This window comes from Psychromonas sp. 14N.309.X.WAT.B.A12 (assembly GCF_030397575.1).
Taxonomy (GTDB): domain Bacteria; phylum Pseudomonadota; class Gammaproteobacteria; order Enterobacterales; family Psychromonadaceae; genus Psychromonas.
On the sequence record NZ_JAPNXS010000007.1, the window covers coordinates 33,264 to 55,608 of the forward strand.

General features: G+C 38.6%; 21 protein-coding genes. 7 read left to right on the forward strand and 14 right to left on the reverse strand.

The features are described from left to right. Positions 1–28 precede the first annotated feature (28 nt). The 6 genes from OW492_RS10415 to clcA all read right to left on the reverse strand — a co-directional run bounded on the left by OW492_RS10415 (position 29) and on the right by clcA (position 6,261). A complete protein-coding gene (locus OW492_RS10415) occupies positions 29–1,072 on the reverse strand; it encodes a TAXI family TRAP transporter solute-binding subunit (protein WP_290039893.1) in 1,044 nt (347 codons plus the stop codon). Beyond that, complete coding sequence (argA, locus tag OW492_RS10420; RefSeq protein ID WP_290039894.1) at positions 1,069–2,403, reverse strand: amino-acid N-acetyltransferase; 1,335 nt, start codon at positions 2,401–2,403, stop codon at positions 1,069–1,071. The genes OW492_RS10415 and argA overlap by 4 nt, the downstream gene beginning before the upstream one ends. 291 nt (positions 2,404–2,694) lie before the next feature. After that, complete coding sequence (locus OW492_RS10425) at positions 2,695–3,321, reverse strand: trimeric intracellular cation channel family protein (RefSeq protein WP_290039895.1); 627 nt, start codon at positions 3,319–3,321, stop codon at positions 2,695–2,697. Positions 3,322–3,658: 337 nt separating this feature from the next. Next, complete coding sequence (erpA, locus tag OW492_RS10430) at positions 3,659–4,009, reverse strand: iron-sulfur cluster insertion protein ErpA (RefSeq protein ID WP_290039896.1); 351 nt, start codon at positions 4,007–4,009, stop codon at positions 3,659–3,661. 105 nt (positions 4,010–4,114) lie between these two features. Beyond that, positions 4,115–4,825 (reverse strand): DUF6776 family protein, encoded by a 711-nt coding sequence (locus OW492_RS10435; protein ID WP_290039897.1) that lies wholly within the window; start codon positions 4,823–4,825, stop codon positions 4,115–4,117. Beyond that, a complete protein-coding gene (clcA, locus tag OW492_RS10440) occupies positions 4,822–6,261 on the reverse strand; it encodes a H(+)/Cl(-) exchange transporter ClcA (protein WP_290039898.1) in 1,440 nt (479 codons plus the stop codon). The genes OW492_RS10435 and clcA overlap by 4 nt, the downstream gene beginning before the upstream one ends. Positions 6,262–6,471: 210 nt before the next feature. Between clcA and hemL the strand changes: the two genes are divergently transcribed. The 4 genes from hemL (at position 6,472) to rraB (ending at position 11,436) form a co-directional block, all read left to right on the forward strand. After that, positions 6,472–7,749: a glutamate-1-semialdehyde 2,1-aminomutase gene (hemL, locus tag OW492_RS10445; protein ID WP_290039899.1), complete on the forward strand. Its 1,278-nt coding sequence runs from the start codon at positions 6,472–6,474 to the stop codon at positions 7,747–7,749. A gap of 219 nt (positions 7,750–7,968) precedes the next feature. Next, positions 7,969–10,245 carry a DNA topoisomerase IV subunit A gene (parC, locus tag OW492_RS10450; RefSeq protein WP_290039900.1) on the forward strand — a complete coding sequence of 759 codons (2,277 nt, stop codon included), beginning with the start codon at positions 7,969–7,971 and terminating at the stop codon, positions 10,243–10,245. Positions 10,246–10,251: 6 nt separating this feature from the next. Beyond that, positions 10,252–10,995, forward strand: a complete 744-nt coding sequence (locus OW492_RS10455; protein WP_290039901.1) for a 1-acylglycerol-3-phosphate O-acyltransferase — start codon at positions 10,252–10,254, stop codon at positions 10,993–10,995. Between the two features lie 75 nt (positions 10,996–11,070). Beyond that, positions 11,071–11,436, forward strand: coding sequence for a ribonuclease E inhibitor RraB (rraB, locus tag OW492_RS10460; protein ID WP_290039902.1), 366 nt, complete (start codon positions 11,071–11,073; stop codon positions 11,434–11,436). Positions 11,437–11,542: 106 nt separating this feature from the next. Here rraB and OW492_RS10465 read toward each other — a convergent pair whose 3' ends face one another. The 4 genes from OW492_RS10465 to OW492_RS10480 form a co-directional block, all read right to left on the reverse strand. Further along, the gene (locus OW492_RS10465; RefSeq protein WP_290039903.1) at positions 11,543–11,932 is read right to left on the reverse strand and encodes a DUF2750 domain-containing protein; all 390 of its coding nucleotides are present in this window, start codon (positions 11,930–11,932) and stop codon (positions 11,543–11,545) included. Positions 11,933–11,940: 8 nt separating this feature from the next. Beyond that, positions 11,941–12,204, reverse strand: a complete 264-nt coding sequence (locus OW492_RS10470; protein WP_290039904.1) for an accessory factor UbiK family protein — start codon at positions 12,202–12,204, stop codon at positions 11,941–11,943. Between the two features lie 93 nt (positions 12,205–12,297). Then, positions 12,298–13,179, reverse strand: a complete 882-nt coding sequence (gene ilvY / locus OW492_RS10475; protein WP_290039905.1) for an HTH-type transcriptional activator IlvY — start codon at positions 13,177–13,179, stop codon at positions 12,298–12,300. Positions 13,180–13,188: 9 nt separating this feature from the next. Further along, positions 13,189–14,049 carry a sulfurtransferase gene (locus OW492_RS10480; RefSeq protein WP_290039906.1) on the reverse strand — a complete coding sequence of 287 codons (861 nt, stop codon included), beginning with the start codon at positions 14,047–14,049 and terminating at the stop codon, positions 13,189–13,191. Between the two features lie 303 nt (positions 14,050–14,352). Here OW492_RS10480 and ilvC point away from each other — a divergent pair, with 303 nt between their 5' ends. After that, complete coding sequence (ilvC, locus tag OW492_RS10485; RefSeq protein WP_290039907.1) at positions 14,353–15,837, forward strand: ketol-acid reductoisomerase; 1,485 nt, start codon at positions 14,353–14,355, stop codon at positions 15,835–15,837. A gap of 293 nt (positions 15,838–16,130) precedes the next feature. Continuing rightward, a complete protein-coding gene (locus OW492_RS10490) occupies positions 16,131–17,453 on the forward strand; it encodes a PAS domain-containing methyl-accepting chemotaxis protein (protein ID WP_290039908.1) in 1,323 nt (440 codons plus the stop codon). Between the two features lie 79 nt (positions 17,454–17,532). Here the strand turns inward: OW492_RS10490 and OW492_RS10495 are convergent, their stop codons facing one another. The 4 genes from OW492_RS10495 to OW492_RS10510 form a co-directional block, all read right to left on the reverse strand. Then, on the reverse strand, positions 17,533–19,008 hold the full coding sequence (locus OW492_RS10495; protein WP_290039909.1) for a HAMP domain-containing sensor histidine kinase: 1,476 nt from the start codon (positions 19,006–19,008) through the stop codon (positions 17,533–17,535). Further along, a complete protein-coding gene (locus OW492_RS10500) occupies positions 19,008–19,745 on the reverse strand; it encodes a response regulator transcription factor (protein ID WP_290039910.1) in 738 nt (245 codons plus the stop codon). The genes OW492_RS10495 and OW492_RS10500 overlap by 1 nt, the downstream gene beginning before the upstream one ends. A gap of 77 nt (positions 19,746–19,822) precedes the next feature. Further along, complete coding sequence (locus OW492_RS10505; protein WP_290039911.1) at positions 19,823–20,536, reverse strand: spondin domain-containing protein; 714 nt, start codon at positions 20,534–20,536, stop codon at positions 19,823–19,825. An 8-nt stretch (positions 20,537–20,544) separates the two neighbouring features. Next, positions 20,545–21,219: a spondin domain-containing protein gene (locus OW492_RS10510; RefSeq protein WP_290039912.1), complete on the reverse strand. Its 675-nt coding sequence runs from the start codon at positions 21,217–21,219 to the stop codon at positions 20,545–20,547. Between the two features lie 257 nt (positions 21,220–21,476). On the opposite strand from OW492_RS10510, the gene tcdA reads away from it, so the two are divergent. Next, positions 21,477–22,265, forward strand: coding sequence for a tRNA cyclic N6-threonylcarbamoyladenosine(37) synthase TcdA (gene tcdA / locus OW492_RS10515; RefSeq protein ID WP_290039913.1), 789 nt, complete (start codon positions 21,477–21,479; stop codon positions 22,263–22,265). The last annotated feature ends 80 nt before the right edge of the window (positions 22,266–22,345 follow it).

The window sequence follows — 22,345 nt, forward strand, 5'->3', positions numbered from 1 at the left end:
CCTAAATTTATTAGGTAGGTAAAGCCCCTTAAGGTACTAACCCAACTTCCTTATAATAACGCAATGCACCAGGGTGTAATGGCGCAGTCAAGTACTGTGAAACCATTTCCTGCTTAGTTAAGCCTTTAAAGGAAGGATGCAATTGAATAAATTCTTGGTGATGCTCAAAAACAGCTTTAACCATTTCATAAGCGATATGGTCAGGTAAACTAGCAGTAGTCACAATTGTTGCCCCTACACCAAAGGTTTCTGTCTTATCTGGGCTACCACGATACATACCAGCAGCTATATTGGCACTTTCATAATAACGATGCGTATCAATCAGCGTTGATATTTTTTCACCGGTAATATTCACTAACTGCGTTTTACACGCACTAGTCGCCTCTTTAATAGAGCTATTTGGATGGCCTACCACATATACAATAGCGTCGATTTTTTGATCACAAAGCGCCTGAGCTTGCTCACTAGGGGTTAATGAAGTTAATGCTTCAAAGTCTGATGCTTGCCAATGGTAAAGGTCTAATAACATTTCCATTGTTGCGCGCTGCCCTGAGTTAGCGGCACCAATATTAACCCGCTTACCTTTAAGATCTTCAAAGCGTTGAATATTTGCATCTTCTCGAGCTAAAACGGTAAAAGGTTCTGAATGCACGGAGAAAAGAGAACGTAGATCACTGAACTTGCCTTCTTTCTTAAATAAAGAACTCCCCTTATAAACATGAAATTGCCAATCGGACTGTACAACCACCACATCTATTTGCTTTTGCTTTAATGCTTCTAAGTTATAAATAGACCCCGGTGTGCTTTTAATATCACAATGGATATTATCGAGACCTCTTACTTGGTTTAGTAAAAAGCAGATTGCACCACCCGTTGGGTAATACACTCCACTAATGCCACCAGTGCCTATTGAAACATATTTATCTTGAGCCACTGCACTGGAAGATGACACACAAAGCATGATCCCCACAATAAAGAAATTAATTGGAAAAGCGAGCGCTTTCAAAAAGCGATTGCTGTTCACCAAATTACTAGAGAAAATTCCCTTTTGCTTAGCAGTTATATTGTTCATATTATTTTTTTGACTAGTACCTTAGAATTACGTTTTAAGTTATACATCTCTTTTTTTGCATTCGGTAAGTGTTCTATTTCTGCGAAGACAAAACCACGCTCTCTAAACCAATGAATGCTTTGTGTGGTTAATACAAAAATAGACTCTAACCCTAACTGTCGAGCTTTACGTTCAACATGAGCCACTAGATTATCCGCACGTGCAGCTCTTCGGTATTTAGGGTGACTCACTAAACAGGCTAATTCGCCAGTTTTATCATCGGCAAACGGATACAAGGCAGCGCAGCCGATTACCATCCCATCTCGTTCAACGATAAAGAAAGATTCAATCTCATTTTCTAATAGCTCACGAGAACGTTTAACCAATATGCCTTGCTTTTCAAGTGGTTCAATTAATTGCAATAAACCACCAATATCATCAATGGTAGCTGGGCGGATTTGCTCATAACTCTCTTTAACTATTTGAGAGCCTGTTCCATCACGGGTAAAGAGCTCTTTTAATAAAGCGCCATCTTGATGGTAACTAATTAAATGACAACGAGTAACGTCTGCTTGGCAAGCAGCAACGGCAGCGCGTAAAAATCGCAACGTGCCCGATGCTTGCCCTGACAATTGTTCGTTTTTGTCAATATGCTCTTGCGCTTGTTCTGGTAATAGCTCGGAAATCACATTGCCTTGTTCATCTAACACACCTTGGTTAGAGCAGAAACCGATAAGTTTGTCAGCTTTTAAAGCAATCGCCACCTGCGTCGCAACTTCTTCTGCTAACAAATTAAAGACTTCACCAGTAACCGAGTAACCAATAGGAGAAATAATCGGAATAGCACCAGAAGAAAGCTGAGTACGTAATCCCTCAACATCGATACGTCTGACCTTTCCTGCATGACATAAATCTATACCGTCTTTCACACCAATCGGTTGTGCCGTCACCACATTACTGATTACTGTACGAATAGCAGCACCTTGCATAGGAGAATTCACCAATCCCATTGACAAACCGGCTTGCAACTCTATCTGTACTCGCCCTATTGCTTGCTTAATTAACGCTAAACTTCGGTCGTCAGTGATCCGCACGTCTTGATAGAATTCACTACTATGACCATTCATCTCTAACTGTTTCTGAATTTGCGGGCGAACACCATGCACTAATACCAGCTTAACGCCTAAGCTATTAAGAAGTGCTATATCATTGATAATATATTGGAAATTATCTGTTTCTAAGGCTTCACCACCGATCATTAATACAAAGGTTTTATGGCGATGCGCATTAATATATGGCGCTGAATTACGAAACCAATTAATCAGTTGTGTTGAATTTGTTACTGCTTCCATTTCCCTACCTATTGATCACAACAATTGATAATACATACTAGATGATAGAGTTTATCAATTTGAAGTTTATGTTTGCAAAACAATTGTTTAAAGAATGTTAAATAAACGAGAAAATATCAATACCAATTATATTAAGTAAGTGATCTAAATTTTGCGCAGGAAAAATGACTGAGTTCAAGGCGTAATTTAAGTTAAATAGTTATTCTATTTACGAAAATTACAACGAATAAATAAGTTATTTTAACAACTAAAATAGATCAGTTAATTAGTCTAATTGGTATAACCTTTGCTTTATGCCTCTCTATCATTGCTAAAAACAGGTAACGATAAATGATAATAAATAGCACACAACCTTAAAGATAATGTACCTAGCATTGCAATGGCCATCGAGAAAATAGGCCCCAGCTCAATATAATCACATAGCACATACAAAGCAGCCCCTAGAATGGATGCAGTTGCATAGATCTCTTTCTGCAATACAAAAGGAATTTGTCCGCTTAAAATATCCCGAATCATGCCGCCCACCACACCAGTGATACAGCCCATGACAATAGCAACTGGCCCACTGAACCCTAACATCAATGCTTTTTGTGCCCCCACAATGGTAAAAATAGCTAAACCAAAAGCATCAAAAATCGGTAGTAAATACGCAGGAAAACGGTGAATGCGATGTAACCATAACACACTCAACAATGCGGTTAAGATAATCACATAGATATAAGTATTATCAACAATCCAAAACACAGGCGTGGCCCCCATCATCATATCGCGTAACGTTCCACCACCAATACCTGTCACACCAGCGAGTACAATAATACCAAAAGGATCCATTCGTAGTCTGGTTGCCACTAATACACCAGAAATAGCACAGGTTATCACCCCGATTAAATCTGAAATATAAATGAAATTTTCTAGCATATGATTGTTAATTCCTAGGTCAATGATTAAATTTTTACGCATGTTATAACAAATATAATATCAATCACACTAAATAACTTGTCGTGATTATATTAAATATAAGTATGCTATTTAGTGCATGAAAATAACTTTAATAGCTGACCTAAATGATGGTATTTATCGATAAATATTTAGCTAGAATAATGACTGATTAAGAGGTGCAATAAAACAATAAATATTAGTAAAAGCACAATAAGGAGGTTAATCAATATAATTAAAGCAGGTAGAGTAGATAATCAATGCTTACTTTACAGGGGGGAATAAAGTAAGCACCAGTCTAATAATCAGAACAATTATATTAAATAGAGAATGATGAGCCACAACCACAAGTTGAAGTTGCATTTGGGTTGTTTACTAAAAAGCGAGAACCTTCTAATCCATCGATAAAATCGACAGTGCCGCCCACTAAATATTGTAAACTCATTGGGTCAACTGATAAAGTAACGCCACAATTTTCAATTAAGGTATCATCATCATTGGTTTTTTCATCGAAGGTAAAACCATATGAAAAGCCAGAACAACCACCACCAGTAACATAAACGCGTAACTTAAGGTCAGGATTATTCTCTTCTGCAATCAATGCTTTCACTCGATTTGCTGCACTATCACTGAAATAAATCGGTAATGCCATTTCCACTTCACTTGTCATGTTACTTTGTAATCCTATTAATGTGCCCAGCGCTATTATCTAATGCTTGACTAATTTGTTCAAGTATTAGCAGATTTTATCTTGATTCGATATAGACCCAATCAATTATTCCGATTGAGTTGCTAGCTCTTCTAAAGTGGTTGCTCCATCTTCAATGAAGTTTTTCCAATCATATATTTTCTCAATACGTTGGGAGTGGTTCCATTTCGACCCATCAGCTTCAGCCACTATAAAAACCTGATCAATATTAGCATCTTCAGGTAGCGTAAAACTCCCTTTAAGATGTTGGAAATACTTAAATTTGAAGCTAGATTCAAAGCTACTCTTAAGCTCTTTTAAAGTCACCTTTTTATTATCATCTGCACTTGCAAAAGTAATTTCAACATTACCCTTTAAATCATGACGACCTTTTTGCCCTTGCATTAAAACAAGCTCAAACAACCATGTACCCTGCTCTTCGCCTGCGGTAACATCGAATGAGTAAATATTAAGCCCTGCTTTTGACAATTCAGGTGCCACCACTTGTTCATAAAAATACAATTTGTTGTTACTTGCATCTAAGGCATTGTTAAGAGCTAAGTTGTCTTCTTCTAACACTTTATGAACTTGCTTTTCAGATTGATACTCTGCTTGGGTTAAATTAAGGCGCTCTGTTAACTGTGTATTTTCCAATGTTAAACTTTCTACATCCAACGCTAACGATTGCACCTTATGTTGAAGAATATCTTGTTTAAATTTACCCACCATAAAGCCAAAATAGATACAGATTAAGCTAATCACTAACCATTTTAAAAAGCTTATTTTAAATTGCTTCATGACTTTTCTTCTTGCTTATCATGTTTAGTATATTTACCAGAGATACGATCCATCGCTTTATCAGTGGTTTCTTGACGTTTAGCACGCATAGCTAGTTTAAGAGTTCTTTCTAATAATTGTGTATAGATAGGACGTCCACCTAACGTCTGAGCAACCATAGTCGCGCCCAAACACGTCACAATCAATGGCAGAATCATTTCATAGTTACTAGTCATCTCAATCACCAATAAAATACCAGTGATCGGTGCTCGTACAGTGGCCGCAAATAACCCGCCCATACCCGCAATCGCAAAAGCACCTGGTTCAGTAATTAAGTCAGGAAATAAAGCTTGGGCTATAACCCCAAATAACATGCCAAATAATGTACCGAGTGCGAGAGTCGGTGCAAATACACCACCAGGTGCCCCCGAGCCAAAACTAATTAATGTGGTAAAAGTACGTACTAAGAATAATAGTAACAACCCTCCCGCTAAGAAGTGTCCACCTTCCACATGAGGAATTAACTCAATACCACTAAAAGCGACATCTGGTGCAACAATCGATAATGCGCCAAAGATAGCGCCAAGAAATGCACCTATACCAACAAAATACCAGCGACGACCTTTATGAATAGAGAGATAAATATCCTGTGTTGCTAGAATCATCTTATTAAAATAGATACCAATCACACCAAAGCAGAAACCCAAAATAAGGTAAAAGCCAAGCGTATGTAAATCAGGGTGAGAATATTGAGTCACAGTAACAACGGCGTCTTGGTCTGTGAATAGGCGCATCACTATGGTCGCCATTACTGCACTTAAAAATACACTTTTTGTAGAGGTTAAACTGTAATTAAACTGCGAACGCATCTCTTCAATAACAAACATAATGCCAGCAAGTGGTGCATTAAATGCAGCCGCTAAACCACCTGCCGCACCGGCAGCAAGAAGCGCTTGAGCATCTACTTTATTCACTTTAAAAATATCCGAAATCATGCGACCGACATTAGCGCCAAGCTGTACCGATGGGCCCTCACGTCCTAGTGCCATGCCACTACCTAACGCCAGTAAACCGCCCATAAATTTAACCGGGATAACGCGTTTCCAACGTACTGGACGCATTCCTTCCATCGCGCCTTCAATTTCAGGAATACCGCTGCCACCTGCTTCAGGAGCAAAACGGTGAGTAATATAAAAAGCCGTAGCAGCCATTAAGGAAGAGATAGGAATAGCAATTATCCATAGTGGAATATCGCCTTCACCATAACGGTGAATAAAATCTAAGCGCATTTCAGACACTAAAATAATACCATGGTCGAATAAAGCAGAGACACTACCAGCAAGCAACCCGATAAAAACAGATAACCAAATTAATAACGCACTACTTTTACGGGTAAAAAAACGCTCAATGAAATTTTTGATTCCATTAATAAACACTAAGGGCACTGCTATTTTCATAATTGCGATACAACCTAAAGCAAAAAAGAGGTACAAAACCAGTATTATAAAAGATTAATCATTCATAGACTTTATTTCTCATATGTTAGCAAAGATTTTACAAAGAAACCCTGTTAAAAAGCATTGATCTAACTACTTTCTCAGTTGCATCTTGTTTTTTCATGGGTATATTGCTGTTTTAGTCATTTAATAAATCATTAATGGGAAATTATGAGTAAATCATCAGAGTTATTTAACCGAGCACAATCTATTATTCCTGGTGGCGTAAATTCACCGGTTCGCGCATTTAATGGCGTTGGTGGAGGCCCATTATTTATTCAAAAAGCACAAGACGCTTATATTTATGACGTCGATGATAAACAATATATTGATTATGTAGGCTCATGGGGACCAATGATTTTAGGTCACAACCACCCTGCTATTAAAAAAGCAGTCATTGATGCAGCAGAATTTGGTTTAAGTTTTGGTGCGCCTACTGAAATAGAAATCGCCATGGCAGAAAAAGTGCAGCAACTTGTACCTTCGATGCAACAAGTACGTATGGTAAGCTCAGGCACAGAAGCAACCATGAGTGCTATTCGACTTGCTCGTGGCTACACAAATCGAGATAAAATTCTAAAGTTTGAAGGCTGTTACCACGGTCATGCCGACTCTTTATTAGTAAAAGCTGGCTCTGGCGCCTTAACATTAGGTCAACCAAGTTCACCTGGCATCCCTGCGGATTTTGCTAAACATACATTAACCGCTAATTTTAACGACCTTACTTCAGTCAAAGCACTGTTTGAAGAATATCCAGAGCAAATTGCTTGTATCATTGTTGAACCGGTAGCAGGCAACATGAACTGTATTCCTCCTGCTGATGGTTTCCTACAAGGATTACGTGACCTTTGTGATCAACACCAAGCATTATTGATCTTTGATGAAGTTATGACAGGTTTCCGTGTTGCATTGGGTGGCGCACAAGCTCATTACAACATCAAACCTGACCTAACGACATTAGGTAAAGTGATTGGTGGTGGTATGCCTGTGGGAGCCTTTGGTGGTCGCCAGGAAGTGATGCAATTTATCGCACCAACCGGGCCTGTTTACCAAGCAGGTACTTTATCGGGTAACCCAATCGCAATGCACGCAGGGTTAGCCTCATTAACGGCGCTTGATTCACCAGAATACCAACAACTGGCAATCAAAACGAAACAACTAGCAGAAGGCCTTAAACAAGCAGCAAAAGAAGAAGGTGTGGCATTAAGCGTTAACTATGCAGGTGGTATGTTTGGTTTCTTCTTTACTGAAGAAGCAGAAGTTACTAACTTCCAACAAGTTTGTGCTTGTGACGTAGAAAAGTTCAAGAAATTCTTCCACTTAATGTTAGAAGAAGGTGTTTATCTAGCGCCTTCTGCTTTTGAAGCAGGCTTCTTATCATTAGCGCATACTGACCAAGATATTAGTAATACGATTACCGCAGCTAAAAAAGCCTTCGCGCAACTGTAAACTTTCAATACATATGACAGTAGATTGGTCACCCACAGAAGTGTGGTGATTAATCTGCTTTATGCTGTTAGAAAATCGCGATTTTTTATCTTTCACGCAGTTTTTGATCAAAAAATACCATATTTCATACACACAAATTCATTTCTATTTCTGTCTTACAATACAACTACTGTATACTCTACCTTTAACTAGTTATTTTTAATTACAGGGTTGTAAAATATGAGTGAAGTCATAGACATGAGTTTAGAAGGCATAGAGCAATTATCGCTCGCTAAATTTACTGAAGATGCCTACCTTAACTACTCCATGTATGTGATCATGGATCGTGCGTTGCCGCACATCAGTGACGGTTTAAAACCTGTTCAGCGACGTATTGTCTACGCCATGTCTGAACTAGGCTTATCTGCTTTAGCAAAATATAAAAAGTCAGCACGTACCGTTGGTGATGTGTTAGGTAAATACCACCCACATGGCGATAGTGCCTGTTATGAAGCCATGGTATTAATGGCTCAGCCCTTCTCTTACCGTTATCCATTAATTGATGGTCAAGGTAACTGGGGTGCACCGGACGATCCAAAATCATTTGCTGCGATGCGTTATACGGAATCCCGCTTATCTGCATTTTCTGAGCTACTGTTATCAGAAATTGGACAAGGGACTACCGATTGGAAACCTAACTTCGACGGCACCTTAAAAGAACCAGAATTATTACCTGCACGTTTACCACATATCCTATTAAATGGAATCACAGGTATTGCCGTTGGTATGGCAACGGATATTCCACCGCATAATGCGCGTGAAGTAGCTGCAGCTTGTTTACACCTAATCGATAATCCGAAAGCACAACTTGAAGAGTTAATGGAATTTGTACAAGGCCCAGACTACCCTACTGAAGCCGAAATCATTACTCCACGTAAAGAGATTATCAACATCTACAAAACGGGTCGTGGTAGCTTTAAAAGTCGAGCGGTGTTTACAGTAGAAAATGGTGAAATAGTAGTTACTGCATTACCTCATCGTGTGTCAGGCGGTAAAATATTAAAAGATATTGCCAAGCAGATGCAGGATAAAAAACTGCCGATGGTTGCTGATTTAAGAGATGAATCTGATCATGAAAACCCAACTCGTTTGGTTATCATTCCACGCTCAAATCGTATTGATATAGAAGCGTTAATGAATCATCTATTTGCTTCTACTGATTTAGAAGTGAGCCATAAAGTTAACTTAAACATGTTAGGCCTAAACCAGCGCCCAAGTGTCAAAGGCTTGGTTACCATTCTCAATGAATGGTTAATCTATCGCCGTAATACCGTGCGTCGCCGTTTACAACATCGTTTAGATAAAATTTTGGCTCGTGTGCATATTTTAGAAGGTTTATTAGTTGCTTACTTAAATATTGATGAAGTCATTGAAATCATCCGTACCTATGATGATGCAAAAGCAGAATTAATATCACGCTATGATTTATCTGAAACACAAGCACACGCTATTTTAGAAATTAAACTACGTCAATTAGCTAAGCTTGAAGAGATTCAAATTCGTGGTGAAATGGCAGCGTTATCCGAAGAGCAGAAAAAACTAGAGTTATTACTTGGCTCAGACCGCCGTCTTAACACCCTAGTGAAAAAAGAGATCAAAGCCGATGCTGAAAAGTATGGCGATGACCGTCGCTCGCCAATGGTAGAAAGAGAAGAAGCGAAAGCCTTAACTGAAAAAGAGTTAATGCCAAGTGAATCAGTGACTATCGTATTATCGACACAAGGTTGGGTACGAAGTGCCAAAGGTCATGATGTTGACCCACAAGCATTAAGCTTTAAATCTGGTGATGAATACTTAACCAGTTGCCAAGGTAAGAGTAACCAAAGCTGTTTATTTATTGATACATCTGGTCGAGTTTATTCTCTTGATGCGCATTCTTTACCTTCTGCGCGAACACAAGGAGAGCCATTAACAGGCCGCTTCAATCAGAATGAAAATGTGCCTTTTGCTTGCGTATTAATGGGTGATGATAGCGACCGCTATATTATTAGTAGTGACCACGGTTATGGTTTTATCGCCAACCTTAGTGACATTAATAGCCGTAACAAAAATGGTAAAGCATTAATCAACTTAACCACTAATGCGCAGTTAATTGCACCACAAAAACTATCTAATAATAAAGATGATTTGTGTTTAACCATCAGTAACGAAGGTCGTATGTTGATCTTCCCTGTTGCTAGCCTACCAAGCTTAAGTAAAGGTAAAGGCAACAAAATGATTAACATCATGACGGCAAAAGCGACTAAACGAGAAGAGTTTGTTACTATGCTGAAAATTATATCACCCGAGAGTGCTGTCACCCTCCATGCAGGAAAACGCAAGCTCACCCTTAAACCAAATGATTTAGCTCATTATCAAGGTGAACGTGGTCGTCGTGGCAATAAATTACCACGCGGTTTACAGCGCGTTGATAATATTGAAATCATCACCTCTGAACCTGAACAAGAAGAGAATTAATAAACTATGTTATTTATTATCAGAGCAATTTTAATTATTGCTGTCGTTATTTTAATGAGTGTGTACTCACTGTTTTACTGCATTTTGAGCCCTCGTAACCCTAAAAACACTTACCACTTTGCAATGTTATTCAGCAAAATGTCACGTTTAGTAGGGTTAAAAGTAACGATCAGAATACCTGAAAGTGCAAAAAATAACGGATCAGTAGTTTATATTGCAAACCATCAAAATAACTACGATATGGTGACCACAACAGGTGCTGTTCAACCTGGCTCGGTAACCATTGGTAAAAAAAGTTTAGTACTGGTCCCTTTCTTTGGCATTATTTACTGGTTAACCGGTAACATCTTAATTGACCGTGACAACAAAGATAAATCAAAAAACACGATTACTGACGTGGTTAACCAAATGCGCGCTAAAGATTTAGCCGTATGGATTTTCCCCGAAGGAACTCGTAGCCGTGGCCGCGGACTAATGCCATTTAAAATGGGCGCTTTTCATACTGCACTTCAAGCAGGTGTAAACGTTGTACCAACAGTTATATCTAATACACATCAACAAGTTAAGTTGAATCGTTGGGATAATGGTGAAGTAATTGTAGAGATGTTAGAGCCAATTGATATTAGCCAATATAAAAAGCGTGAAATTCGCCGTTTAATGAATGATTCTCACGAGATCATGCTAGCGAAATATAAGCAACTTAATAAAGAAGTTAATCGCCCAGATAACAACCTAGGTTGTTGCGATTAATCACAACACATAAAATACGAGTGGCTGAGCAAAATTCCAGTCAAAACCGTAAACCTTGATATAGAAGAGATAAACATGTCAGAAGAACTTACATTTGAAGATCTATTAGCCGAATTTGCTGAAGAAACTGCGGATATCGTAGAAGCAATCTTAGAAGATGGTAGTAACCCAGATGCAATTTATATGATCGAACACCACCTTTCTTGCGACAATTTTGACGTATTAGAAAAAGCGGCAGTGGCTTGTTTTAAAAAGGGATATGAAGTTACCGATCCTGAAGAGCTAGAGCTGGAAGATGGCTCAATCATCTTAAGCTTTGACGTGGTTGTTGAAATGAATCTAGATGAAGAAGCCATTTATGAAGATGTGGAAAGACTATTAACATTAGCACAATCTTTTGGCATTGATTACGATGGTTGGGGTACTTACCCAGAAGAGTAATATCATTAATATAAATTGGTATTATATTGACTCTTGCCACTGTTGGTATAAAAAAACCAAGCTAATTAGCTTGGTTTTTTTATACATACTAAACTGAGATTAAATATTATTCAGCTTCAGCAGTTTCAACATCTTTTTGTTGAAAGTTTTCTACTAAAGCGTTTTTAAGTACCATTGCTTCAATTTCTAAACCACACAACTCTTGATCCCAATTCACACCTGCAAACACTTGTTGTTTTTGCATGCCATCTAACCAAGATTCAAAAAAAACATCCAATGCGATACTTTGCACTTGGTAATCAGCCCACTCTTCGTTTTGTAATTTAGCGGCTTGTTTAGCATCAGACCAAAATAAGTAAACAGCTGTTGCATCTTTATTATCATGAGCGTGGCAATTTGCCCAGCCTTGGTTTTCTTCAAATAAACCAAATAACTCACCCTGCTCAGCTACCTGCTCTACAAATAGCTCTGCATTCTTTAAATATTGTTCTTTCATTAAATTCTCTACTTGTCTTCGCTCGTTGCATCTAATTTCTTTTCTAGCTCTGCAAACTTTTCTTCCATTGCATTAAGCTTCTCACGAGTACGAAGTAATACTTGAGTTTGAACGTCAAACTCTTCGCGGCTCACCATATCAAGCTTGCCTAATTGGGCTTGTAATACTTGTTTGATTTTACGATCTATTTCATTACCAAAGCTTTTTACACCTTCAGGCATTGCGTCACTTACTTGCTTTGCGATTTCTTCTAACTTCTGTGGATTTAACATAAAAAAGCTCCTTCAATTATTAATGCATTGTAAACCGCACCCCAAATAAATTCTATGGGAATATCAACAAACTTGGTTTTTGTTAGGAAATGATTAAGCTTCGACACACTTTAAAAAGGCTTCAATCAAAGGTTCATTTAATCGGTTTTTATAACAACACACACCGAGATTAAAAGAAGCAAGTTCTCCGCTATAAGACAAACTTTGCACCCGGTCTCGCACTGGACTATTTTCCACAACAACATCTGGGGCTACGCCAACGCCACAACCCAATGCCACCATGCTAATTAAGGCTTCATGGCCGGCTACTTTTGCATAAATGTGGGGTTTACCTGTTCTATTTGAACGAAACCAAGTATCAAAGCGTCGTCTTATCGCTCCATGCTCAGGTAAAATAAAGGGAATATTCTTCCAGTCAATAGGCGTTTGACTAATTAATTTAGTAACGGCACAAGGGATCGTAGGCGCAATTAATGATAATGGAATTTCGGCCAAAGGAATAAAGTGCATTCGATTAGGGAAGTTATCAGGATAAGCTGTGATTGCAAAGTCCACTTGATGTTGCATCACTTGCTCAATAGCCACCGCACTATCCCCGGTCGTTAATTTAATATCCACATGAGGATGGTTGCGTCTAAAGCGCTCTAATATTGGAGGTAAATGACTGTATGCAGCAGTTACTGAACAATATAGGTTAATTTCACCTTCCAACTCATTAGTGTCTTTCAAAATAGCATGTTTTAATAATTCCCATTGCTCAATTTGCTGTAACGCAAACTGCTTAAAAGCGACACCAGCATCGGTTAACACCACAGAACGATTATCACGAATCAATAAACTTGCCCCTAATTCATCTTCCAATCGTTGAATTAAACGGCTTAGGGTTGAGGGGCTAACATGCATCGCCAAAGCGGTTTTAGAAAAGTGTAAACTCTGGCTGAGATGCACAAATATTTGTAACGATTTATTATCCATGATCCTACTTTATTTTGATTGCACAACAGGTAAGGTTTGATTCGCGCCCCATTCACTCCAAGAACCATCATAAACACTTAATGCATCATATCCGGCGAGTTTAGCTGCTAGTGCTAAAATACAAGCAGTTACCCCAGATCCACAACTAAATACCATACGCTGCTTTTGTGGCATTAGAGCTTCAAAAATTTGTGCTAATTGATAAGCATTTTTCATTGTTTGGTTATGTAACACTTCACTAATAGGCAAGTTAATTGCTGATGGCATATGTCCAGATCGCAAACCTTTTCTTGCTTCAGGTACCTCACCTAAAAAACGATTTCTTGCTCTTGCGTCAATAATGGCAGTCTGCTTATCATTTATTGCATCAACAACCTGCTTAGCATCGCTAATCAAATCAGCATGATAAACCGCTTTAAAATCACCTTGGTGAGCAACTTTCTCAGGTGGTTGCGTATTTAAAGGTAACCCCGCTTCTTTCCAAGCTGGTAAGCCTCCATCTAAAACCGCAACTTGTGTAAAGCCCATGGTTTTAAACATCCACCAAACACGTGGGCTAGAAAAAATACCTAAGCTGTCATAAACCACAATCACGCTATTATTGTTAATACCAAGTAGCTGAGCAGAGAGCTCAAAATGTTGTGGCGTCGGCATCATGTGCGGAAAAGCTGACTCTTGATCACAAACTTCACGATCAAAGTCAAAAAAACGCGCATTATCGATACGTTCATTTAACCATTCTTGATAACCATTGCGTTGTGTTAATGGCATGTGCCAACTGGCATCTAGTAAGATTAACTCCGGATGGTCCCTATGCTCGGCTAACCATTGGCTAGAGACTAACTCTCCTGGCAATACCAGTGAAGGCATAAAAGCTCCTTTATATACAATAAGTTAACAACTATAGGTAAAAATAAAATTACCATCATAAAGCACATCATAATAGTAAATCATTTGTCATAATATCGTGATGCTCACATTTGTATGATAAAAGTGATTCTCACTTTCAATAAACGCAATATAGTTATTGTATCATTTCATTTTACGCAACGTAACATTGCTAATATATCATTTTGCGCAATACGCCTTATGCGTTATAGTGACTCCCGAATTCAAATGACCACTTATTAAAATGTCATTTTCCCTATTAATTTATTTCGGAGTGCAGCTAACATGGCTAACTACTTTAATACTCTTCCTCTACGTGAGAAGTTACATCAACTAGGTCAATGTCGTTTTATGGATCGCAGCGAATTTGCTGACGGTTGTGAAGCATTAAAAGGCAAAAAAGTAGTTATCATCGGTTGTGGTGCGCAAGGTCTTAACCAAGGTCTTAACATGCGTGATTCAGGTCTTGACGTTTCTTACACATTACGTGCTGAAGCCATTGCTGAAAAACGTCAATCTTGGAAAAACGCAACGGAAAACGGTTTTACAGTAGGTACTTACGAAGAACTAATTCCACAAGCAGATTTACTATGTAACCTAACACCTGACAAACAACACACAGCAGTTGTTGGCGCAGTAATGCCATTAATGAAAGAAGGTTCTACACTAGCTTACTCTCACGGTTTCAACATCGTTGAAGAAGGTATGCAAGTACGTGAAGATATCACTGTTATCATGTGTGCACCTAAATGTCCTGGTTCAGAAGTACGTGAAGAATACAAACGTGGTTTCGGTGTACCAACGCTAATCGCTGTTCACCCTGCAAATGACCCGCAAAACCACGGTTTAGCATGGGCTAAAGCATATGCATCTGCAACTGGTGGTGACCGTGCTGGTGTACTTATGTCTTCTTTCGTAGCCGAAGTTAAATCTGACCTAATGGGTGAGCAAACTATCCTATGTGGTATGTTACAAACAGGTGCTATCTTAGGCTATGAAAAAATGGTTGCTGACGGTTTAGAGCCATCTTACGCAGTTAAACTTATCCAATACGGTTGGGAAACAGTAACTGAAGGTCTTAAATACGGCGGCATCACCAACATGATGGATCGTCTATCTAATCCAGCTAAAATCAAAGCATTCGATATGTCTTTAGAACTTAAAGATATCTTACGTCCGCTATTCAACAAGCATATGGATGACATCATCGAAGGCGAGTTTTCTGCAACTATGATGGCTGACTGGGCAAACGATGACGTTAACCTACTTAAATGGCGTGCAGCAACAGCTGAAACTGGTTTTGAAAAGCAACCAGCTGGCGACATGGAAATTGACGAGCAAGAGTTCTACGACCACGGTATCTTCTTAGTTGCAATGGTTAAAGCGGGTGTTGAGCTTGCGTTTGAAGCAATGACTGCATCAGGTATCATCGAAGAGTCTGCATACTACGAGTCTCTACATGAAACACCACTAATTGCTAACACAATCGCTCGTAAGAAACTTTACGAAATGAATGTTGTTATCTCTGATACAGCTGAATACGGTTGTTACCTATTCGACCACGCTGCAAAACCATTACTTGCAGACTTCGTTAAAGCAATGAGCCCTGAGTTCCTAGGTAAGCCATTAACAGTTAAGTCTAACTCTGTTGATAACGCTCGCTTAATCGAAATCAACGAAGAAATTCGTAACCACCCTGTAGAAATCGTAGGTAAGAAACTACGTGGCTACATGAAAGACATGAAAACTATCGTTGAAGCGTCTAACTAAAAGTCGCTTTGATAAGTTTAATATAAGCCAAGCATTTGCTTGGCTTTTTTGTCTCTGTAACCATTAAAGTATTAAATAAAAAATGAATACGCTTTACCTCCCTTACAAAGCACCTAAAAAACAACCTGTGTTGCGATGACACCTTCAAGACTGTCTTTAATTTATAAGCTCCGCACAAAAACACTAATTTATCCTCATTTAACTACCACCTTTTAATTAATTTAACTACACTATTACTTACTGTATATTTTTATAACCTATTCGTTGAAACAAATATTATAGAGAGAAGCTAAATGTTTAAGAGCAAAGCATTAAAGGAAGAAAATCAAAAACTCAAGGATGAACTTTTTGTTCTTAAACAAGTTGGTCAAAGCCTTGAAAAAGACATGATTCATTTTTCATTAGATAAAAGTGGAAAAATAACTTCTATCAACCAGATGGCTGAGAAAGAACTTGGCTTTAATAAAAATGATATTCATGGTAAGCATTTTACCGAAATGGTCCCCGAGTACTACCGAGATACAGGTCACTTTCAAGCTTTAAAAGCGGCATTGCAGACTGGTAGTAAATGGCACGGAGCAGTACAGGCCGATAAAAACAATGGTGAATTAACTTGGCTGAGATCTATGGTTGAGCCCATTGTCGATGAACAAAATAACTTATCTTCATTTGTAGTATTCTGTACTGAACTGACACGTACCATTGAGCACTCACGCCAACAGCAAGATACTTTAGCAGCCATTAATCGCTCTATGTCGACTATCGAATTTACCCCTAATGGAGAAGTGATCACAGCCAATAGTAACTTCTTACAAGGTATGGGATACCGACTAGAAGATATTAAAGGTCATCACCACCGTATGTTTTGTGATCCTGCAGAAACGAACACGGAGCAATATCGTTTATTCTGGGAAAAATTAGGTAGTGGTGAAGCTGTCTCTAATCGCTTTAAACGAATAGATAGTGGCGGTCGAGAAATCTGGTTAGAAGCTTCTTATAATCCAATTCATAATGACCGTGGTGAACTTTACAAAATCATTAAATTTGCAACTTTAATTACTTCGCAAATAGAACAAGAACAAGCTGCAATTGAAGCTTCACAAATTGCTCATCAAGTCTCTGGTGAAACACAAGAGCAATCTGAAAAATGTAAAGAAATCATCCAAGATACCATTAACGGCATGCAACAATTAACGGCTCAAATGGAAAAAGTGAGTGAGAACATCAAGTTTTTAAATGTACATTCAGAGCATATTAGTAACCTAGCAGGTAGTGTAAAAGGCATTGCAGAACAAACCAACTTATTAGCACTTAATGCAGCGATAGAAGCAGCTAGAGCTGGTGAACAAGGGCGTGGGTTTGCGGTAGTTGCAGATGAAGTAAGAAGCCTTGCTTCACGTACCAATGCGACCACAGAAGAGATCAGTAAAGTGGTCAACGATAACGTCCAACAAATGGCTGAAGCCGTCGCTTTAATCGAACAATGTAAAAGAGAAGCAAGCAATGCTTTAGAGTTCTCAACAGAGGCAGGTGTGACTATTGTTGATATACAAAATGGGGCAATTCGAGTAGTTGAAGCTATTGAACACTTTAATGAGAATATTCGTTCAGAATAATTAATCCACACAAAAAAACAGTGCTTACGCCAAATATAAACGTAAGCACTGGTAGGAAAGTAGGAGTTAATTAAGCGTATTAACTTCTATTTAAACTGAAGTGGAAAGAAGTACCTTTGCCGATTTGGCTTTCTACACTAATTTCAGAGTGCAATAAACGTAATAACTTTTGGGTGATTGCTAACCCTAAACCACCATGTTCTTTTTTATCAAAGATGGCATTACTTGCTCGATAACGTGCATCAAAAATATAAGCTAATTCATGCTCATGAATCCCTGTACCATTATCGATCACAGCAAGGTGTAGCTTATTATTTTCCTCTTCACTGACTTCAATACTAATGCAACCACCTTGATGGCTATGGCGAATAGCATTATCAATCAAGTTACTTAACACACGCTCTAATTTACCAATATCCGTATATACCATATGATCACACTGCTCAGGCGCAATGGTTAATTTCAATTGTTTGTCTTGCAAGCGATGTTGAAACTTAGCCACAATATCATGTAACAATTCAGGTAACGGGAAACTCTCTAACTGCAACGTGACCTGCCCACCATCTAAATGTGCTAACTCAAAGATTTGATCAACCAACTTTTTTAGTTGATTGGCATTTTTAAACGCAATATCAATAAAGCGCTGATGTTGTTCTTTATCTAACGTATCACCGCGTAACTGAATGGTTTCTAAGTAACCTTGCAAAGCTGCTAATGGCGTACGTAAATCGTGGGAAAGATCCGTTAGCATCTCTCTTCGGGTTTTATCAATGGACTGCAGCTGCACAAATTGATAATTAATTTGCTCAGCCATCTCGTTAAAGGCATCACCAAGTTCATGGATCTCATTATGCTTTGCTGCTGGCCATTGCTGTAACTCTACTTTGTTCTTTTCAAAACCGGCTTTTTTAAAAGCACGAATGTTATTGGTTAATTGTTTCAAAGGATTAGTTAAAATACGTAATAAAATAATCGAGACTAAAAAGAAAGAAACCACTACACCTAATATAAAAATTACAGATTGTGAGCGAAGTAAGTCAGACTCTACATCTGCAAAAGCTGAGTCATAGGCTTGACCGCCGATGATCACATATAAATACCCTTGTAGATTTTCACCGTTATAAATCGGTGCGGCTGAAAATATTTTTTGTTGTTCACTATCACGGGGATCATCACCATAGATAGGCAATGATTTTTTACGATTTATAAAATCCACTAACGGCGCGACATTAATATTCTGACGCTTAATGGCACTCTTTTCAGCAGAATAACTAACTAACTGGCCACTTGGAGAAATGAAATAAAATTCAAAGCTAGGCCCTAAAATCATTAAACTATGAAATAGGTTTTTTAAAGCATCTTGGTCATAAACTCCCTCTTTTAACAACGGGTTATCATGACCTAGATGTTCGGCAAGCTCTAAGTGAAGGCGCTGTTCAGCTTCATGGTGAGAGGTTTTTTCTAATGTAGCAGACCACCAAGAAACCACACAAGTGATCGCAATAAACAGCAGTACCAAAGCAAGGGTCATGCGTTGATAAAGTGACACCTTCATTAAGCGACACCTTCCGGACTAAATTTATAACCGACACCAAAAACAGTTTGGATGATATGCGGAAACACTTTGTTGTTTGAGTTGGGTTGCCCAGCCACTAATTTATTACGTAGGCGGTTAATATGTGAATTCACTGTGTGTTCATAACCACTGTGTTGATATCCCCACACTTTATCCAACAATTGAGTACGGGAAAAAACTTGCCCAGGGTGTTGAGCCATAAAGCTTAATAGGTCAAATTCTGTAGAAGTAAGATCTAAACTCTGTTCCCGCAACACCACTTCATGAGTGCGTTGATTGATCATCAACTGACCATGACAAATTACACTGCTATCTACCACTGGATCTTGCGCTTGATTATTTTGTAATAGATGAACACGGCGTAATAAGGCATGTACTCGAGCTTGTAACTCTCTCACGCTGAAGGGTTTTGCCATGTAATCATCGGCTCCTAATTCGAGGCCTAATACACGGTCTAATTCAGAGGTTCTAGCGGTGAGCATTAAAATAGCTTGCTCTTGCTTTGCTTCCCTTACTTTACGACAGACATCTAAGCCACTACAGCCAGGTAAATTAAGGTCTAACATCAATAATGAGTAGTCATTTTCTAAAGCTTGTTTAATCGCGTCTTCGCCATTATCACAATGTGTTACTTCTAACCCAAGGTCTTGCATATTGACCTTGATTAACTCTGCAATATCTTGGTCATCTTCTACAATTAAAATACTATCTGCCATTTTCAACTCTCTAAGAAAAAGACTTATTGAAGGCTAATCACCAATTAAGCTTATAACAATCAATAAGTCATACTAGTTTATCTGGTACGAGTGATAGTAACGGACATAACAGGGTTATCGAACTTTTGTTGGTAGGTTAACGCTGATGTAATTAGGCCATCATCACTACTCACAATCCCTGGGTGCATTGTCACTATATCTATATCATCTCGCTCAGCATTAAAGGCTTCGCCAGCAGTACCATCAGGAGAGGCTGCATTAGAAGCGGGACCAGGAACAGTATCTACAGTTTCTGTATTTGCTTCAGTACCTGCATCATAAGCAACTGTTTGATAAGTTACAGAATCATTCAGCGCTAAATCTGTTAAGTCCACTTGGTTGAGACCGGTGAAAGCATCATTACTATTTCCTAACATGCTCACAAATGACAAATATTTTACATTATCAGTATAACTCACTGTAATTGTCGTAGATGTCCCATAAGTAATACCGCCACTAGCACTAGCTGAACTGAGAATAAAACGAGTGTCACTTAATATGCCACTTGCATCTCCTGACTCTGCTAATAGTTCTAATGCCTCAGAAGCAGACTCACCAACAGTAAACAGAGCACCTGTATCATGTAATAGTAATGACGGTGGTGAAATAGGCTGTCCGTTAGTTAAATTTTTCAGTACAACTTCGTACTCAACTGGAGTTTCGATGACAGTCACTGTGTCAGAATCATCATTACATGCCGCTAACGTTAACGCGCCAACGGTAGCAATAGCGACTTTAGAAAATTTAATCATAAAGCCTCCTATTCAACAACAACAGTCAATTTAGCCACAGGATTTAACCAACGATGTGTACTATTGTTTAAATCACTAATACCACCTTCTAAGTCAGCATCTCCAACCACACCAGGGTGAATGTGTACGGTTGCATTACTGATTTCTGTCGTTACCCCTGAACCACCTGTTCCAGCATCACCACCAGGGAAGGCTGGAATGCTTGCTGCTAGTTCATCATTTGCTTCTGTACCTGCATCATATGCATTAAGGTAGACAGTGTAGGTGCCCGCTTCACTTGGAATTTCCCAGCTATCTAAACCAATAAAAGCATCATTAGTAGGTAACATCATTGCTGCAATTGATAGGTAATCGTTACCGCTAGCATTGCTTAATGTAAAACTTGTTGATTCACCTGATGCTAATAAACCACCAGCAGGGTTATCAACAACATCCGCACCTGCATTACCTAATAAGCCACTTACACCAGTGAAGTCCCCTTCTTCCGCTAAAACTTCTAGCTCTTCAGATGCTGCAACCGTTGTTTCAAATATTTCAGTGCTTGAATCATGTGCACCAGCAACAACTGGTGTAAAATAAATATTATGAGTTAAGTTAGTTAAAGTAAGTGTTAAGTCTTGTGCTTGACCCGTTGCGGAAAATAAACCAAATAGGCCTGCGGCAATTAAGTGCTTGTTTGACATGTAGAAACTCCCTTTTATCTTAGTTAAGTTATTGTGCTGTAATTAGTTGATGTGGAGAGTATGGCGGGGAGATCTCACGAACTTATCACGTAATATTCACTATTTTATTCTGAAGTGTTCGCATTGTTATCCTTTCACTAACAGTTCAAACTAATTCAAAATGAATAATCACAAACTAGAAAAAATCTCATCTGTGTTTTTGCATATTTATTATCAGACAGTATAATCCTGCTTCCAAAATCAACATGAGTTAGCCCATGAACGAACAATATGAAAACCGCTTTGGTGGTATTAAACGCTTATATGGCACGACCGCATTAAAAAAATTTAAAGATAGCCATGTCTGCGTTGTAGGTATTGGTGGCGTAGGCTCTTGGGTGGTTGAATCATTAGCTCGATCAGGTATTGGTCAACTTACTTTAATCGATATGGATGACTTATGTGTCACCAACACTAATCGTCAAGTACATGCTTTAGCCGACACGGTTGGACAACAAAAGATTGAAGTGATGGCGGCGCGTTGTAAACAAATTAATCCAGAGATCATCGTTAATTGTATTGATGACTTTATCGATAAACAAAATTGTTTTGATTATCTGTCTAGTGATATGGATTATATCTTTGATGCCATCGATAGTATCCATGCGAAAGTGGCTTTAGTCGCACATTGTAAACGTAATAAATACCCTTTACTTACCTGCGGAGGCGCTGGTGGACAATTAGATCCGACACAAATCCAAGTCACTGATTTAGCACGCACCATTCAAGATCCACTAGCTGCTAAAGTGCGCTCTGAACTACGTCGGCACTTTAATTTTACTACCAACCCTAAACGTAAATTTAGAATTAACTGCGTGTTTTCTACAGAGCAGCTCAGCTACCCAGATTTAAACGGTGAAGTATGTAAAGAGAAAGCAGAATCAGACGGTAATATGAAGATGGATTGCGCCAGTGGTTTTGGCGCGTCTACCATGGTCACTGCAAGCTTTGCGTTTGTAGGTACTGCATTTATGCTGAAGAAGATAGCAGAAAAAGCATCCTCATAAATTTAATACAGCACCTCACGATTAAATCACAGCTAATAAAAAAGCGATGCTATAACTAACATCGCTTTTTAGGTTTAAAT

Coding starts and splice junctions, on each gene's coding strand:
- OW492_RS10435 (WP_290039897.1), bottom strand. CDS start 4,825: ATGAAGCAATTTAAAATAAGCTTTTTAAAATGGTTAGTGATTAGCTTA.
- ilvC (WP_290039907.1), top strand. CDS start 14,353: ATGGCTAACTACTTTAATACTCTTCCTCTACGTGAGAAGTTACATCAA.
- OW492_RS10415 (WP_290039893.1), bottom strand. CDS start 1,072: ATGAACAATATAACTGCTAAGCAAAAGGGAATTTTCTCTAGTAATTTG.
- parC (WP_290039900.1), top strand. CDS start 7,969: ATGAGTGAAGTCATAGACATGAGTTTAGAAGGCATAGAGCAATTATCG.
- argA (WP_290039894.1), bottom strand. CDS start 2,403: ATGGAAGCAGTAACAAATTCAACACAACTGATTAATTGGTTTCGTAAT.
- hemL (WP_290039899.1), top strand. CDS start 6,472: ATGAGTAAATCATCAGAGTTATTTAACCGAGCACAATCTATTATTCCT.
- OW492_RS10470 (WP_290039904.1), bottom strand. CDS start 12,204: ATGTTAAATCCACAGAAGTTAGAAGAAATCGCAAAGCAAGTAAGTGAC.
- OW492_RS10480 (WP_290039906.1), bottom strand. CDS start 14,049: ATGCCTTCACTGGTATTGCCAGGAGAGTTAGTCTCTAGCCAATGGTTA.
- OW492_RS10500 (WP_290039910.1), bottom strand. CDS start 19,745: ATGGCAGATAGTATTTTAATTGTAGAAGATGACCAAGATATTGCAGAG.
- rraB (WP_290039902.1), top strand. CDS start 11,071: ATGTCAGAAGAACTTACATTTGAAGATCTATTAGCCGAATTTGCTGAA.
- OW492_RS10465 (WP_290039903.1), bottom strand. CDS start 11,932: ATGAAAGAACAATATTTAAAGAATGCAGAGCTATTTGTAGAGCAGGTA.
- OW492_RS10495 (WP_290039909.1), bottom strand. CDS start 19,008: ATGAAGGTGTCACTTTATCAACGCATGACCCTTGCTTTGGTACTGCTG.
- OW492_RS10505 (WP_290039911.1), bottom strand. CDS start 20,536: ATGATTAAATTTTCTAAAGTCGCTATTGCTACCGTTGGCGCGTTAACG.
- ilvY (WP_290039905.1), bottom strand. CDS start 13,179: ATGGATAATAAATCGTTACAAATATTTGTGCATCTCAGCCAGAGTTTA.
- OW492_RS10510 (WP_290039912.1), bottom strand. CDS start 21,219: ATGTCAAACAAGCACTTAATTGCCGCAGGCCTATTTGGTTTATTTTCC.
- OW492_RS10490 (WP_290039908.1), top strand. CDS start 16,131: ATGTTTAAGAGCAAAGCATTAAAGGAAGAAAATCAAAAACTCAAGGAT.
- erpA (WP_290039896.1), bottom strand. CDS start 4,009: ATGACAAGTGAAGTGGAAATGGCATTACCGATTTATTTCAGTGATAGT.
- OW492_RS10425 (WP_290039895.1), bottom strand. CDS start 3,321: ATGCTAGAAAATTTCATTTATATTTCAGATTTAATCGGGGTGATAACC.
- tcdA (WP_290039913.1), top strand. CDS start 21,477: ATGAACGAACAATATGAAAACCGCTTTGGTGGTATTAAACGCTTATAT.
- clcA (WP_290039898.1), bottom strand. CDS start 6,261: ATGAAAATAGCAGTGCCCTTAGTGTTTATTAATGGAATCAAAAATTTC.
- OW492_RS10455 (WP_290039901.1), top strand. CDS start 10,252: ATGTTATTTATTATCAGAGCAATTTTAATTATTGCTGTCGTTATTTTA.